Below are 12,166 nucleotides of genomic sequence, written 5' to 3'. Positions count from 1 at the left end.
TGGCCATGCGCTGGGCCTGCATCCTCTTTCCGCAGCTGGCGCTGGATGCCGTGCTGCGCCGTCATCCGCAGCCGGAGCAGCCGCTGGTGCTGCTTTCCGGTCCGCCCCAGCGCCGCCTGCTGCGGGCGGTCAATCCGGCTGCGCGGGCCCTGGGGTTGCGCCCTGGCCTGACCCTGGCCGCCGCCCAGGCGCTGACCCGCGACTTCGAGCAGCAGGAACATGATCCGGCGCTCATCGAGACGGCCGAGGCGCTGTTGGCGGCCTGGGGCTATGGCTTCAGCTCCCAGGTCAGTCGCCACTATCCGCGGGCGCTGCTGCTGGAGATCCAGTCCAGCCTGCCGCTGCTGGGTCCCTGGCCGCGGCTGGAGCGGCGCCTGCGTCAGGAGCTCCAGGGCCTGGGCTTTCGTCATCGGCTGGCCCTGGCACCCAATCCGGTGGCGGCGCGCATGCTGACCAATGTCGCCGATGGTCTCATCGCCTCTCCGGATGACCTGCCGCGCCTGCTCGATCGGCTGCCCGTGGAGCGCGCCGGTTTCGCCCCCCAGCAAGCCCAGGCGCTGACGCGCATGGGTATCCGCCGGTTGGAGCAGCTCAAGGCCCTGCCCAGGGCCGCCCTGGCCCGGCGCTTCGCGCCGGAGCTTCTGCAGCAGCTGGATCTGCTGGGCGGCAGTCGCAGTCTGGCGCTGGAGTTCTATCGGCCGCCCGATCGCTTCGTGGCGCGGGTGGAACTCAATTTCGAGGTGGACTCCCACCAGGCCCTGCTGTTCCCACTGCGCCGCCTCACCGCCGACCTGGCCGCCTGGCTGGCCAGTCGCGACCGTGGCGTGCAGCGCTTCCTGCTCTGGTTGGAACATCGCCAGGGGCCGGCCACCACCCTCACCATCGGCCTGCTGGCCCCCGAGCGCGATGCCGCCCTGCTGTTCGAATTCGCCCGTGGCCGCCTCGAACAGTTGCAGGTGGTGGCGCCGGTTCTGGCGCTGCGCCTGGAAAGCGAGGAATTGCCGCTCTTCGTGCCGGAACGCCATGGTCTGTTCGACGAACGCCCGGCCCAGGCCGTGGGCTGGGAGGTGCTGCGCGAGCGTCTGCGCGCCCGGCTGGGTGAGGAGGCCGTGCTCGGCCTCGGCATCCAGGCGGATCATCGGCCCGAGCGCGCCCTGGTCTGGCGCCACGAGCGACGCCTGGAGACTGTGCTGCCCGGCCTGCGTCCGGGCTGGCTGCTGCGCGAACCGCGCCCCCTCGACGGTCAGCCACGCCGGATCCTGGCCGGTCCTGAACGCATCGAAAGCGGCTGGTGGGACGGCGGCGACCAACGCCGCGACTACTACCGCATCGAGGTGGCCGACGGACGCCAGGCCTGGGCCTTCCGCCGCTATGGCGAGGAGGCGCCCTGGTGGATCCAGGGCTGGTTCGCATGAGCGGCTATGCCGAGTTGCACTGTCTGTCGAATTTCAGTTTCCAGCGCGGTGCCTCCAGCGCCCTGGAATTGTTCGAGCGAGCCAAGGCGCTGGGCTACGCTGCGCTGGCCATCACCGACGAAGGCACCCTGAGCGGCATCGTCCGCGCCTGGCAGGCGGCGCGGCAGGTCGGACTGCCGCTCATCGTTGGCAGCGAGCTGACCCTGGACGACGGCCTGCGCCTGGTGCTGCTGGTGGAGGATCTGCCGGGCTACGAGTCTCTTTGCGCCCTGATCACCCGGGCACGCCGCCGTGCGCCCAAGGGCCGCTACCAGTTGGGTCGCGCGGATCTGCAGCACCCCTTGCCCGGGCTGCTGGCCATCTGGTTGCCGGGCGGCGAACCCCTGGTCGAGGAGGGCGCCTGGCTCAAGCAGGTCTTCGCCGAACGCCTCTGGCTCGGCGTGGAATTGCTGCGCGGCGCCGACGACGCCGCCCAGCTCATGCAGTTGCAGGCACTGGGGGAGCAACTGGGGCTGCCGCCGGTGGCCTGCGGCGACGTGCACATGCATACCCGCGGTCGTCGTGCCCTGCAGGATGTGCTCACCAGCATCCGCCACCACCTGCCAGTGGCCGAGGCCGGCTATCGCCTGCATCCCAACGGGGAGCGGCATCTGCGCCCGTTGACGGTGCTCGAAGGGCTCTATCCCGATGCCTTGCGCGCCGAAACCCTGAAGATCGCCGCCCGCTGTCGCTTCGATCTGGGCGAGTTGCGTTATCGCTATCCCCAGGAGGTGATACCCGCCGGCCAGACTGCCGGCTCCTGGTTGGCCGAGTTGACCCGCCGCGGCCTGGCCTGGCGCTGGCCGGAGGGACCGCCGCAAAAGGTCACCGATCAGGTGGCCAGGGAGCTGGCGCTGATCGCCGAGAAGGGCTACGAGAACTACTTTCTCACCGTGCATGACATCGTCGACCATGCCCGCCGCCAGCACATCCTCTGCCAGGGCCGCGGCTCGGCGGCCAACTCGGTGGTCTGCTACGTGCTGGGCATCACCGAGTTGAATCCGCTCACCGGCAATCTGCTGTTCGAGCGCTTCATCTCCCGTGAGCGCGACGAACCGCCCGACATCGATGTCGACTTCGAGCACGAACGCCGCGAAGAGGTGATCCAGTACGTCTTTCGCCGCTATGGCCGCGAACGGGCCGCGCTCACCGCGGTGGTCAGCACCTACCATGCCGCTGGCGCCCTGCGCGATGTCGGCAAGGCCCTGGGCCTGCCGGGCGATCAGCTCGACGCCCTGTCCGGGTGCGCCGGGCGCTGGACCGACGAGATCCCCGGCCCCGCACGTCTGCGCGAAGCCGGTTTCGATCCCGACAGCCCGCTGCTGCAGCGGGTGCTCATCCTCGCCGGTCAACTGATCGGTTTTCCCCGACATCTCTCCCAGCACCCCGGCGGCTTCGTCATCTCCGAGGCGCCCCTGGCCACGCTGGTGCCGGTGGAGAATGCCGCCATGCCCGAGCGCACCCTGATCCAGTGGGACAAGGACGACCTCGATGCCGTGGGCTTGCTCAAGGTCGACATCCTCGCCCTGGGCATGCTCAGCGCCCTGCGCCGCTGCTTCGACCTGGTCGCCGACTGGCGTGGCCAGCGCTGGACCCTGGCCAGCCTGCCCCAGGAGGATGCGCCCACCTACGCCATGATCTCCCGCGCCGACACGGTGGGGGTGTTCCAGATCGAATCCCGCGCCCAGATGGCCATGCTGCCGCGCCTCCGGCCGCAAACCCTCTACGACCTGGTGATCGAGGTGGCCATCGTCCGCCCCGGGCCGATCCAGGGCGACATGGTGCATCCCTATCTGCGCCGCCGGAATGGCGAGGAAGTGGCGGACTATCCCCATGACGAATTGCGGCCAGCTCTGGAGCGCACCCTGGGAGTGCCGCTGTTCCAGGAGCAGGTGATGCAGATCGCCATGACCGCTGCCCAGTACACCCCGGGCGAAGCCGATCAGCTGCGCCGCTCCATGGCCGCCTGGAAGCGTCATGGCGGCCTCGAACCTCATCGCCAGCGGTTGCACAGTCGCATGGTCGAGCGCGGCTATCGCCCGGAATTCGCCGCGCGCCTCTTCGAGCAGATCAAGGGCTTCGGCAGCTACGGCTTTCCCGAATCCCATGCCGCCAGCTTCGCCCTGCTGACCTATGCCAGCTCCTGGCTCAAATGCCATGAACCGGCCGCCTTCGCCTGTGCCCTGGTCAACAGCTGGCCCATGGGCTTCTACAGTCCCGACCAGGTGCTGCAGGACGCTCGACGCCATGGCGTCGAGGTGCGCGCCGTGACCGTGCAGGCCAGCGACTGGGACTGCCGGCTGGAGGCGAGCGCTGGCCATCAGCCGGCGATCCGCCTGGGCCTGCGCCTGGTGCAGGGGTTGGCGGAAGCGGTCGGCCGCCGCCTGGTGGTGGCGCGGGGTACGCAGCCCTTTCGGGACATCGAGGACCTCTGCCGCCGGGCCGAACTGGATGCCCGGGCCCGCGGGCAACTGGCCGAGGCCGGCGCCCTGGCGGAGCTCGCCGGGGATCGCCATCAGGCGCGCTGGGCCATGGCCGGGGTGGAGCGCCAGCTGCCGCTGTTCGCGGCGGCGGATAGCGTTCAAGAGGAGCGCCTGGCCTTGCCCACGCCCAGCGTTGCCGAAGAAGTCCATGCCGACTACCGCATGCTGGGCACCACCCTGGGGCCGCATCCGCTGAGCCTGCTGCGTGGCGAACTCCAGGCGCGGCGCTGCCGGGACTTCCGTCAGCTGGACGAGATCAGGCCCGGCGCCCTGGTGCGAGTGGCCGGACTGGTGCGCGGACGACAGCGTCCAGGCACGGCCAGCGGGGTGATCTTCGTCACCCTGGAAGACGAGCACGGCATGCTCAATGTGGTGGTCTGGCGCGCAGTGGGCGAACAGCAGCGACGACCGTTGTTGCAGGCACGGCTGCTACAGGTCGAGGGGCATCTGGAACGGGAGGCGGGGGTGCAGCACCTGATCGCCGGTCGCTTGACCGATCTGAGTCCGCTGCTCGACGAACTCTTGGTGTCGAGTCGGGATTTTCACTAGGGCGCGGAGGGGAAAAGCAGGGAAGGGGCGTGAGCGGGTGGGGCGGAGGACTGTCTTCCGAAGCGCTCTGCAGCGCCCGGAAGACAAGAATCGACCAATGCAGTCTTAGCTGACGGCGTCTTTCAGGCCTTTGCCGGGCTTGAAGCCGGGCAGCTTGGCAGCGGCGATCTTGATGGTGGCACCGGTCTGCGGGTTGCGGCCTTCGCGAGCAGCGCGCTCTTTTACTGCGAAAGTTCCGAAACCGACCAGGCTGACGCTGTCGCCTTGCTTCAGGGCGTCGGTCACCGCGGTGGTGAAGGCGTCCAGGGCTTTGGCAGCGGTGGCCTTGGGCAGGTCGGCAGACGCGGCAATGGCGTCGATCAGCTCAGCTTTATTCATGTAAAAACTCCATGTGTGAGTATTGGCCAGGCAGTATAGCGGCAGCTTTGCCTTGCGTAGAGCCTTTGTAAGCCTCTACGTGGCCGGTTGAAGCAGCCTTGTTGTTCGGCGCTACAGGATACGCATAGCGGGCGAAAGAACGATAGGGTATTCGATCTAGCAGGGACGTGAAAACCTGATCCGCACTGCATTTTCCACGCTTCACAGCCCAGCCGTCGCCTTTTTGGGCAGCGGCGATGGCCGTTTGGTTTCCCTCTAGGCTACGCGGTCGGGCGAGATATGGGGCTGCAACGGCGGCGTCAGCGGCGGCAGGCCATAGGCGGCGCGGGCGGCATCGCAATGGGGATTGGCTTCGCCGTTCTCCCAGGCGGCGGTGAACTCGCGGCAGGTGCTGGAACGGTTCTCGTAAACGGTGCAGCGCGTGCCGCAGCCCACTTCGCCCAGCAGAGCCACGCAGCGTACCGGCTTCTGCTCGGTGCCCTGCATGGCCGCCAGATGGGGACTGACCGCGACGGTGAGGTAATCGGGCACTGGGCCGCCTGCCGAATGGCATTCGCCCCAATAGAAAGACACGCGAAAGTGGGCGCAGCAGGCGCCACAGTTGAGGCAAGGATTCTCGGTCGACATGAACGACAGCCATCGCAGAAACCGGCAGTGCCGGCGGGACAGGCAGGGATTCTAGGCAAGCCCCGTCAGGCTGCGAAGCCCCCGGCAATGACCGTTCGGCGGCGACCTACGGCAGTCTTTTCAGATGCTCGGCTGTGACCAGATGTCGCTGCAGCCAGGCGATGAACAGCCGCACCTTGGCCGGCACCAGACGCCGATGGGGATAGAGCGCATGGATGGCGATGGCCTGGGTGTACCAGGGTGCGAACAGTCGTTGCAGGCGACCCGTCGCCAGGTCATCGCCCACCAGGAAGTCCGGTTGGCGAATGATCCCATGGCCGTCCAGCGCTGCCTGGTGCAGGACACTGCCATTGTTGGCGCGCAAGGGCCCACTGACTTTGACCTGCAGGCGCTCATCGTCACGCTGGAATTCCCAGAGATCGCCATCGCTGGCGTAGCTGTAGAGCAGGCAGCGGTGCTCGCGTAGTTCGGCGGGGTGCTCGGGACGACCGTGGCGCTGCAGATAGGCGGGCGCGGCGCAGATGAACAATTCCACCGCCCCCAGGGGCTGCGCCACCAGGCTGGAATCGCTGAGATCGCCGATGCGTACGGCCAGATCGAAGCCTTCTTCGACCAGGCGCACCTGACGATCGCTCAGCTCCAGATCGATCGCGACCTCGGGGTATTCGTGCAGGAAACTGCTCACCAGCGGTGCCAGGTGGCGCACGCCAAAGGTCAGGGGCGCACTGACCCTGAGGCGTCCCTGCGGGCGCTCGTGGCCTTCCTGCAGGCGCTGTTCAAGGGCCTCCAGATCGCCCAGCAGGGGCACCAGCCCTTCATGGAGGGTGCGTCCGGCCTCGGTCAGGCTCAGGGTGCGGGTAGTACGTTGCAGCAGCCGGGTGCCGTAGTGTCGCTCCAGGGCGGCCAGATGCTTGGTGAGCGCCGAGCGCGAGAGCTCCAGCCGTTCAGCCGCCGCGGTCAGGCTACCCAGTTCGACGATCTTGATGAAGGCCTGCAGGGCTCTCAGGGTATCCAAGGATTGTTTCCATAGCGTGCATAGTTCATTCCCAGAGTGCACCTTTATTCGCGCGTTGGAAACAGGACAATGGGTCATCTTTCCCCTGCTCGAGAATCAGCATGACCGATCGTACTTCGTCCTATGCCGCCCTATTGCTGCGCCTGGCCCTGAGCACCATGTTCCTGGCCCATGGCCTGACCAAGCTGCTGGTGTTCACCTTGCCAGGCACCGCGGGTTGCTTCGCTTCGGTGGGCTTTCCCGGCTGGCTGGCCTATCCGGTCACCTTCTTCGAGTTGGGCGCGGGCGTGCTGCTGATCCTGGGCGTCTGGGTGCGTCCGGTCGCGGCAGTGGCCGCCGTCCAACTGTTCGCCGCGGCGACGGTCCATTTCGGCAACGGCTGGTCCTTTTCCAATCCCGACGGTGGCTGGGAATATCCGGTCTTTCTCGCCGTGACCGCTGCCGCCCTGGCGCTGCTGGGCGCGGGTCAGCTCTCCTGGGATGCCCGCAAGCGCGCCTGAATCCACTCGAGAGGTCGCCACCATGTCGCTTCCCACCCTGTTCGTTTCCCACGGGTCGCCCATGGAGGCGCTCGACGCCGGCGCGGCAGGGGCGGCCTGGCGCGCCCTGGGGCGGTCACTGCCGACCCCGGCCGCCATCCTGGTGGTCTCGGCGCACTTCGATACCCGGATACCGGTATTCGGCAGCGCCAAGCGGCCGGCCACCATCCATGACTTCCATGGCTTTCCCGAAGCCCTCTACCGCCTGGATTATCCCGCGCCGGGTGCCCCGGCGCTGGCCGAGCAACTGGCTCAAGGCTTGCGTGACCAGGGCTGGGAGGCCGAGACGGAGGCGCAGGGACTGGATCACGGCGCCTGGGTACCGTTGCGCTATCTCTATCCCGACGCGCAAATCCCCGTGGTGCCGCTGTCGATGAGCGCCTCCCGCGGGCCGGACTACCACTATGCCCTGGGCCAGGCGCTGGCCAGGGTGCTGCCGGCGGATACCCTGCTGATCGGTTCGGGCAGCCTGACCCACAACCTCGGTCACTTCCGTCGTGGGGGCGCTGAGTCCCCCGGCTATGTGCGGGACTTCCAGCAGTGGATCCAACATCGATTGCGCGAGCGAGATCTGGACGCCTTGCTCGACTACCGGCGCCAGGCGTCCCAGGCCCGCCAGGCGCATCCCACCGACGAGCACCTGCTGCCCTTGTTCGTCGCCCTGGGCGCGGCGGACCCCGAAGGCACCTTCAGCGTCCATCACGACGGCATCGCCCATGGCATCCTGGCCATGGATCTCTACGGCTTTTCCCGCCGCTAGCTGCTTGCCAACTGCAGAGCGACGTTCGATCAGCCGAACAGCTCCGGACCGTAACCCCACATCAGCACCGTGGTAGCCATCAGCACCTCCAGCACCAGCACCCCGATGGCCAGGGTGGAGCCAGACATGATGAAGCCTTCCCGTTGATCGATATTGAGGAAGGAGGGGATGCCGGTATAGAGCAGATAGGCCGAATAGGCCAGGCCGACGATGCCGCCGATGGTGCACAGCCACACCAGCGGATAGAAACCCACCAGACCACTCAGCAGCATGGGCGTGGCCACGTAGCCGGCGAACAGAATGCAGCGATTGGCACTGGGCCGATCCGGATAGCGCCGCGCCAGCCAGTGGATCACATGCCCCATGGCCACCACCGCTGCCATGATCAGCGCGTAGCTGATGACCGCCAGTACCGCCGCCGTGGGTAGATCCAGCACATGGGCTTCACCGCCACCGAAGCGCCAGCCGAAGGTGGTGGTGCCCACCAGGGACGCGACGACGGGAATGGCCGCCAGCAAGGCGACATGATGGGCAAAGAAGTGCCCGACCGTTTCCCCTTCGCGACGAATCTGTTGCCACTCGCGATCGGGATGGGCCAGCAGGCCCCAGACATGATTGATCATGATCCTGCTCCTCACCCGCTGTGGTCGCCGCAAGCGGGCCTCTGTGGATGGCGAACGCTGGGTACAACGCAAATGGCGACTACCTTAGGAGTATAGAAGAGCTCTGGAATGCGTCATGCGAGCCGACGAAGGGCAGCCTGCCTAGAAACGAAGCGACGAGTGGTCGCAGGGCACCAGGCTGGTGCGTTTTCCGCCCCCGCTCGTTTCGCCAGCGGCCTGATTCCAATACCTGACCACCTGGTCAGGAAATTGCTTGCTCAAGGCATCTGTTACCGGCCAACGAGGTCCGTCATGCCATCTCTCGACATCATCATCGCCGGTGCCGGCATGGGCGGTCTCACCGCCGCCCTGGCACTGCAGCAGGCCGGACACCGGGTCCGCCTGTTCGAGCGGGCGCAGGACCTCGCACCCATCGGCGCGGCCATCTCCATCTGGCCCAACGGCGTCAAGGTACTCGAACACCTGGGACTGGGGCCCGCCATCGCCGCGGTCAGTGGCGACATGCAGACCATGAGCTACCGCGACCACCAGGGACAGTTGCTCACCCACTTCAGCCTGCTGCCGCTCTATACAGCCGTGGGCCGACCGGCACGGCCCATCGCCCGTGCCCACCTGCAGCGCCTCCTGCTGGACGCCGTGGGCGCCGATCAGGTGACCCTGGGTATCGGTTGCGAGGGCTTCGAGCAGGACGCGGACGGGGTGACGGTGCACCTTGGCGACGGGCGTCGCGAGTGGGCCGATCTGCTGATCGCCGCCGACGGTACCCACTCGCGCCTGCGCGACCGGGTGGTGGGCCGGGCCATCACCCGTGAGTATTGCGGCTACGTGAACTGGAACGGGCGGGTGAGGATCGCGCCTGATCTAGCCGAGGCCCACGACTGGGCGCAATTCGTCGGGGCGCATCAGCGAGTCTCCCTGATGCCCATGGGCGGCGATGAATTCTACTTCTTCTTCGATGTACCCCTGCCCAAGGGCACACCCAACGACCGTAGCCGTTACCGCGCGGAGCTAGCCGAGCACTTCGCCGGCTGGGCACCGCCGGTGCAACGGCTGATCGAACGGCTGGATCCCCAGGGCGTGGCGCGGGTGGAAATCCATGACACCCGGCCGCTGCCGACCCTGGTACAGGGCCGGGTAGCGCTCCTGGGCGATTCCGCCCATGCCATGGCGCCGGATCTGGGGCAGGGCGGTTGCCAGGCCATGGAGGACGCCTGGGTGCTGGCGCGCTGCCTGGACGCCGAGCAGGATCCCCTGGCAGCGCTCCAAGCCTATGAAGCAGCCCGTCTGGAGCGGGTCGCCGGGATCGTCGCGCGGGCGCGCAAGCGCTGCGAGATCACCCACGGTCATGAGCCCCTGGCCACCCAGGCCTGGTACGCCGAGCTGGCCCGGGAAACCGGCGAAACGGTGATCGCCGGCCTGCGCAAGACCGCCGAGAACGGTCCGCTGTGAAATAGCTCTGGCCCGCGGCGACGAATGGCCATACCTTGGGTCGAAAGGACCACGTCCCTTGTCGGAGAAATTGCCCATGCGCCTGCGTTTCGCCCTGACCCTCGCCAGTTTCGCCATCGCGCCACTGGCCTTTGCCGCCGATGGCGGCTGTCCCTATCCAAAGACGGTGAAATTCGCCGGCCCCAACTGGGAGAGCGGCATGTTCACCACCGAGGTCCTGCGCCTGCTGGTGGAGAAGGGCTACGGTTGCCAGACCGACAGCGTACCGGGCAACACCGTGACTCTGGAAAACGCCCTGGCGCAAAACGACATCCAGGTCACCGGCGAGCAGTGGGCCGGGCGCAGTCCGGCCTGGCGCGCTGCGGAACAGGCCGGCAAGGTGTTCGCCGTCGGCGAGACGGTCAAGGGCGCCACCGAGGGCTGGTGGGTGCCGGAATACCTGGTCAAGGGCGATCCTGAGCGCGGCATCCAGGCCAAGGCGCCGGATCTCAAGAGCGTGGCCGATCTGCCACGTTATAAAGAGCTGTTCCGCGATCCCGAGGAGCCGGGCAAGGGCCGCTTCCTGAACTGCCCGACCGGCTGGACCTGCGAGATCGTCAACAGCCAGAAGCTCAAGGCCTACCAGCTCACCGACAGCTACACCAACTTCCGCACCGGTACCGGCCCCGCGCTGGACGCCGCCATCGCCACCGCCATGCGCCGCGGCGAACCGGTGCTCTTCTACTATTGGTCGCCGACACCGCTGATGGGCCGCTACAAGCTGGTCCAGCTGGAAGAACCACCGTTCAGCCAGAAGGCCTGGGATACCCTGTCGGATCCGAAGAACCCCGATCCGCTGCCGTCGCGCTCGCTCCCGGCCAAGATCACCATCGGCGTCTCCCGCGACCTGCACGACAAGGCGCCGGCCCTGGTGGCCCTGTTCGAGAAGGTCGAATTTCCCCTCGACCAGTTCAACGGCATCCTCGCCGGCATGGCCGAGAAACGCGAAGATGCCCAGGTCGTGGCCAAGCGTTTCCTCAAGGAGCACCCCGAGGTCTGGACGTCCTGGCTGCCGGCGGAAAATGCCGAGCGGGTGAAGGCCGCGCTCTAGGCGCAGCGATAGGGGATAATGGCGGTTTTCCGTGCAGGAGCCGCCCATGACCGTCGCCGCCCTTACCATGTACGTCGAGCCCGCCGAGGTGCGCGACGCCTATCGCCAGCTCGCCGAGGCCGTGGCGCTGCGCCTGGGGGCGACCCTCGAATCCGCGCCCGAGGAACTGCCAGCGCTCTGGAGTCATCCGGAGCTGCTGCTGGCCCAGACTTGCGGCTATCCCTGGGCGACCCGCCTGCGCGGTCAGGTGCGTCTGGTGGCGGCGCCGCGCTATCACTTCGAGGGTTGCAATGAGGCCGAGCACTGCGCCTTCATCCTGGTGCCCGACGCCCTGGATGTGGCCAGCCTGGCCGATCTGCGCGGCAAGCGAGTGGCGCTCAATGGCCTGGATTCCAACAGCGGCATGAATCTCCTGCGCCTCGCCGTGGCGCCCCTGGCCGAGCGTGGCCGCTTCTTTGGTGAGGTGATCGTCAGCGAGAGCCACGCCAACAGCCTGGCGTTGTTGCAGCAAGGCCATGCCGATGTGGCCGCGGTGGATGCCGTGACCTATGGCTATCTGCAGCGCGCCCAACCCGAGCGGGTCGCCGGTCTGCGCTTGCTGCAACGCACCCGCCCAAGTCCAGCGCTGCCCTTCATCACCGCCGTCAGCCGGTCCGATGCAGAGGTTGAGGCTTTGCGTGGGGCGCTGGGCGACAGCCTGGTCGCCGATCCTACGCTGGCCGAGCGCCTCGCCATCGAGGGCTTCACCGCAGTAGACGAGGCGATCTATCTGCCCCTGCTGGACTGGCGCCGCGAGGCGGTGGAGCAGGGCTATCCGGTGATTGCGTAGCTTGGGTTGAGTCGGCTCCACCGTCGAAGCCCAACATTGAGGAGCTCGGCTTGGTCCTGTTGGGCTTCGCTGCGCTCAGCCCAACCTACGGGACCGCAGTGGCGGGTCGCATCGTAGGTTGGGTTGAGACGGCTCCACCGTCGAAGCCCAACATTGAGGAGCTCGGCTTGGTCCTGTTGGGCTTCGCTGCGCTTAGCCCAACCTACGGGACTGCAGTGGCGGATCGCGTCGTAGGTTGGGTTGAGACGGCTCCACTGTCGAAGCCCAACATTGAGGACTGATCCCGTTGGGCTTCGCTACGCTCAGCCCAACCTACGGGACCGCAGTGGCGGGTCGCGTCGTAGGTTGGGTTGAGACGGCTCCACCGTCG

General features: G+C 67.2%; 11 protein-coding genes. 7 read left to right on the top strand and 4 right to left on the bottom strand.

What is annotated here, in order from left to right; genetic code table 11:
- Nucleotides 1-5: 5 nt before the first annotated feature.
- On the top strand, nt 6-1,415 hold the full coding sequence (locus LRS53_RS14665) for a Y-family DNA polymerase (RefSeq protein ID WP_068385555.1): 1,410 nt from the start codon (nt 6-8) through the stop codon (nt 1,413-1,415).
- Nucleotides 1,412-4,486 carry an error-prone DNA polymerase gene (locus tag LRS53_RS14660; protein ID WP_269216762.1) on the top strand — a complete coding sequence of 1,025 codons (3,075 nt, stop codon included), beginning with the start codon at nt 1,412-1,414 and terminating at the stop codon, nt 4,484-4,486. The genes LRS53_RS14665 and LRS53_RS14660 overlap by 4 nt, the downstream gene beginning before the upstream one ends.
- A 105-nt stretch (nt 4,487-4,591) precedes the next feature.
- Here LRS53_RS14660 and LRS53_RS14655 read toward each other — a convergent pair whose 3' ends face one another.
- The 3 genes from LRS53_RS14655 to LRS53_RS14645 all read right to left on the bottom strand — a co-directional run bounded on the left by LRS53_RS14655 (nt 4,592) and on the right by LRS53_RS14645 (nt 6,506).
- Nucleotides 4,592-4,864, bottom strand: coding sequence for an HU family DNA-binding protein (locus LRS53_RS14655; RefSeq protein ID WP_007159052.1), 273 nt, complete (start codon nt 4,862-4,864; stop codon nt 4,592-4,594).
- 255 nt (nt 4,865-5,119) lie between these two features.
- Complete coding sequence (locus LRS53_RS14650) at nt 5,120-5,491, bottom strand: YkgJ family cysteine cluster protein (protein ID WP_231356400.1); 372 nt, start codon at nt 5,489-5,491, stop codon at nt 5,120-5,122.
- A gap of 106 nt (nt 5,492-5,597) precedes the next feature.
- A complete protein-coding gene (locus LRS53_RS14645; RefSeq protein WP_064307993.1) occupies nt 5,598-6,506 on the bottom strand; it encodes a LysR family transcriptional regulator in 909 nt (302 codons plus the stop codon).
- Between the two features lie 101 nt (nt 6,507-6,607).
- Here LRS53_RS14645 and LRS53_RS14640 point away from each other — a divergent pair, with 101 nt between their 5' ends.
- Together LRS53_RS14640 and LRS53_RS14635 are read left to right on the top strand one after the other, a co-directional pair.
- Nucleotides 6,608-7,006 carry a DoxX family protein gene (locus LRS53_RS14640; protein WP_231356399.1) on the top strand — a complete coding sequence of 133 codons (399 nt, stop codon included), beginning with the start codon at nt 6,608-6,610 and terminating at the stop codon, nt 7,004-7,006.
- Between the two features lie 22 nt (nt 7,007-7,028).
- The gene (locus LRS53_RS14635) at nt 7,029-7,805 is read left to right on the top strand and encodes a DODA-type extradiol aromatic ring-opening family dioxygenase (RefSeq protein WP_231356398.1); all 777 of its coding nucleotides are present in this window, start codon (nt 7,029-7,031) and stop codon (nt 7,803-7,805) included.
- 29 nt (nt 7,806-7,834) lie between these two features.
- On the opposite strand, the gene LRS53_RS14630 is transcribed toward LRS53_RS14635, so the two are convergent.
- Nucleotides 7,835-8,428 carry a Yip1 family protein gene (locus tag LRS53_RS14630; protein WP_231356397.1) on the bottom strand — a complete coding sequence of 198 codons (594 nt, stop codon included), beginning with the start codon at nt 8,426-8,428 and terminating at the stop codon, nt 7,835-7,837.
- A 291-nt stretch (nt 8,429-8,719) separates the two neighbouring features.
- Between LRS53_RS14630 and hpxO the strand changes: the two genes are divergently transcribed.
- The 3 genes from hpxO to LRS53_RS14615 all read left to right on the top strand — a co-directional run bounded on the left by hpxO (nt 8,720) and on the right by LRS53_RS14615 (nt 11,796).
- Nucleotides 8,720-9,877, top strand: a complete 1,158-nt coding sequence (gene hpxO, locus LRS53_RS14625; RefSeq protein WP_231356396.1) for an FAD-dependent urate hydroxylase HpxO — start codon at nt 8,720-8,722, stop codon at nt 9,875-9,877.
- Nucleotides 9,878-9,953: 76 nt separating this feature from the next.
- Nucleotides 9,954-10,967 carry an ABC transporter substrate-binding protein gene (locus LRS53_RS14620; protein ID WP_173147006.1) on the top strand — a complete coding sequence of 338 codons (1,014 nt, stop codon included), beginning with the start codon at nt 9,954-9,956 and terminating at the stop codon, nt 10,965-10,967.
- A gap of 46 nt (nt 10,968-11,013) precedes the next feature.
- The gene (locus tag LRS53_RS14615; protein WP_231356395.1) at nt 11,014-11,796 is read left to right on the top strand and encodes a phosphate/phosphite/phosphonate ABC transporter substrate-binding protein; all 783 of its coding nucleotides are present in this window, start codon (nt 11,014-11,016) and stop codon (nt 11,794-11,796) included.
- Nucleotides 11,797-12,166: the final 370 nt, after the last annotated feature.

Origin of the sequence: Pseudomonas sp. PLB05 (genome assembly GCF_021106615.1) — a bacterium.
Lineage (GTDB): Bacteria > Pseudomonadota > Gammaproteobacteria > Pseudomonadales > Pseudomonadaceae > Chryseomonas > Chryseomonas benzopyrenica.
The sequence above is the reverse complement of the archived record's forward strand: the minus strand, read 5'-3'. Positions and strand labels throughout refer to the sequence as shown.

Coding starts and splice junctions, on each gene's coding strand:
- LRS53_RS14650 (WP_231356400.1), bottom strand. CDS start 5,491: ATGTCGACCGAGAATCCTTGCCTCAACTGTGGCGCCTGCTGCGCCCAC.
- hpxO (WP_231356396.1), top strand. CDS start 8,720: ATGCCATCTCTCGACATCATCATCGCCGGTGCCGGCATGGGCGGTCTC.
- LRS53_RS14620 (WP_173147006.1), top strand. CDS start 9,954: ATGCGCCTGCGTTTCGCCCTGACCCTCGCCAGTTTCGCCATCGCGCCA.
- LRS53_RS14655 (WP_007159052.1), bottom strand. CDS start 4,864: ATGAATAAAGCTGAGCTGATCGACGCCATTGCCGCGTCTGCCGACCTG.
- LRS53_RS14660 (WP_269216762.1), top strand. CDS start 1,412: ATGAGCGGCTATGCCGAGTTGCACTGTCTGTCGAATTTCAGTTTCCAG.
- LRS53_RS14635 (WP_231356398.1), top strand. CDS start 7,029: ATGTCGCTTCCCACCCTGTTCGTTTCCCACGGGTCGCCCATGGAGGCG.
- LRS53_RS14615 (WP_231356395.1), top strand. CDS start 11,014: ATGACCGTCGCCGCCCTTACCATGTACGTCGAGCCCGCCGAGGTGCGC.
- LRS53_RS14640 (WP_231356399.1), top strand. CDS start 6,608: ATGACCGATCGTACTTCGTCCTATGCCGCCCTATTGCTGCGCCTGGCC.
- LRS53_RS14665 (WP_068385555.1), top strand. CDS start 6: ATGCGCTGGGCCTGCATCCTCTTTCCGCAGCTGGCGCTGGATGCCGTG.
- LRS53_RS14630 (WP_231356397.1), bottom strand. CDS start 8,428: ATGATCAATCATGTCTGGGGCCTGCTGGCCCATCCCGATCGCGAGTGG.